Source organism: Methylophaga muralis (genome assembly GCF_001720165.1).
Taxonomy (GTDB): domain Bacteria; phylum Pseudomonadota; class Gammaproteobacteria; order Nitrosococcales; family Methylophagaceae; genus Methylophaga; species Methylophaga muralis.
Map to the genome: position 1 here is coordinate 1 of NZ_MCRI01000086.1, position 1,902 is coordinate 1,902.

General features: G+C 44.3%; 1 protein-coding gene. It reads left to right on the forward strand.

Annotated features, from left to right (window positions below; genetic code table 11):
* Positions 1-321 precede the first annotated feature (321 nt).
* Positions 322-1,380: an SDR family oxidoreductase gene (locus A9E74_RS13670; RefSeq protein WP_069297145.1), complete on the forward strand. Its 1,059-nt coding sequence runs from the start codon at positions 322-324 to the stop codon at positions 1,378-1,380.
* The last annotated feature ends 522 nt before the right edge of the window (positions 1,381-1,902 follow it).

The following is a 1,902-nucleotide window of genomic DNA, read 5'->3' on the forward strand; positions in this document are numbered from 1 at the left end:
GTGGCTGAAAGGCACTCACTAATTAGTAGCGCTACAGTTTTCTTGATAATTACAGCGGTATGTAAATAGTTTATGGCTTCTAAACAATGAGTCGCGTTCTACAACAATCTTCTGCCCATTAAATTTGCTGTATGGTATTAAGTTAAGAAGCTCTCATATCATGCAATTCGAGCAAAAATGTCACGTTCTTCTCTATATCTTCAAATCTTGAATAATTAAGTCCCTTTATTTTAGAGGCCTATTATTACTATCAGAGATGGTCGTGATGAGCGCTTGATTCTGCTTATATGGAACAGACACCTTTTTTAAAAGGAAAATATCATGCGTAAAGGTACTGCACTCGTCGTCGGCGCCACCGGTATAACTGGTGGTAATTTGGCTTCCTATTTGGTTGCCAGCGGATGGACGGTATTCGGGCTTTCCCGCCGTGCGACGGAACAGAGTGGAGTGATTCCAGTCACCGCGGATCTACTTGACGAGTCGGCCACAAAAGAAGTCTTGGCAGGACTGCCGATTACCCATGTTTTCTATTGCACATGGATCCGTCGTGATAATGAGAAAGCGAACATTGAGGCCAATAGTGCCATGATGCGTAACCTGTTCTCAGCGCTTGAAGAAGCCGACCTACAACACGCATCACTGGTAACGGGTACTAAACAATATCTCGGTTCATTCGAAGCATACGGTAGCGGTCGCACTGAGACGCCGTTTCGCGAATCCGAACCACGTGTTCCCGGCGACAACTTTTACTATGCGCTGGAAGATGTTTTGTTCGAAACCGCCGAGCGTCAAGGCTTTTCCTGGAATGTGCATCGTCCACACACCGTGATTGGCTACGCTAGAGGCAATGCTATGAATATGGGCACAACGCTTGCCGTTTACGCCTCAATTTGCAGAGCAACAGATAAACCATTCGTATTTCCCGGTTCACAAATTCAGTGGAATGCTTTGACAGATATGACCGATGCACTGGTTCTGGCACGCCAGATGGAGTGGGCCGCAATAACTCCAGGTGCAGCAAATCAAGCATTCAATACGGTCAACGGTGATGTTTTTCGCTGGAGACGCATGTGGCGAGAAATCGGTGAGTATTTCGGTCTTGAAGTCGCGGACTGCCCTGAGACTCCTCAGCTACTGGAAACACAGATGATTGGTGCCGATACAACCTGGCGTGAAATTGCTAAAAAGCATGATTTGATTGAGCCCGACATTAGCAAATTGGCTTCCTGGTGGCATACCGATGCAGACCTGGGTCGGGATCAAGAATGCGTCAACGATACGACTAAGTCACGCGATTTTGGTTTTGATCATTTCCGCGAAACAAGAGCTGCATTTTTCGATCTGTTTGATCGTCTGCGTGCTGAGAAAATAATTCCCTGAGCTCAAAAGTTTGATAAGTCATAAGCCCGATAGGTTTCAGTAACGCAAGGTTATCGTTGAACAATGCTTATTAGGAGCTACATAGAATGTATCTCCCGGCTCACTTCAACAGTGAAAACCTTTTTTACGATGAATTTGGAAAAGATGACGGCAAACGATTGGTTTGGAACTGTCCTCACCATCCTGTCTTTTGTATTGATGTGCTGTGCTTATTTTGGGTTTTCCATCCCACCAATAAACACTCAATAGAAGGGCATAGGTATCATTTACTGACACACGATAAAGATGAACCGATTTAAAGATTCATTGGAAATTCTTCCCCTAGAAACTCCTAATGCTTAGCAACAGTTAAGATCAGGATTGGTAAAAATCGATTTCGCCGGTCAAAGCGAAGCAGATCATCATCTCAAACAATACATGCTGTATAGCTGCAAAACCAATAGTTAATCAACAACCGTCATCTCAACAAACACACAGCTTTTAATAGCAATCCCAAAAGTCATACACACCAAAAACACTGAA

Excerpts from the sequence above, each read along its gene's own strand:
- A9E74_RS13670 (WP_069297145.1), top strand. The coding sequence starts at position 322 with ATGCGTAAAGGTACTGCACTCGTCGTCGGCGCCACCGGTATAACTGGT.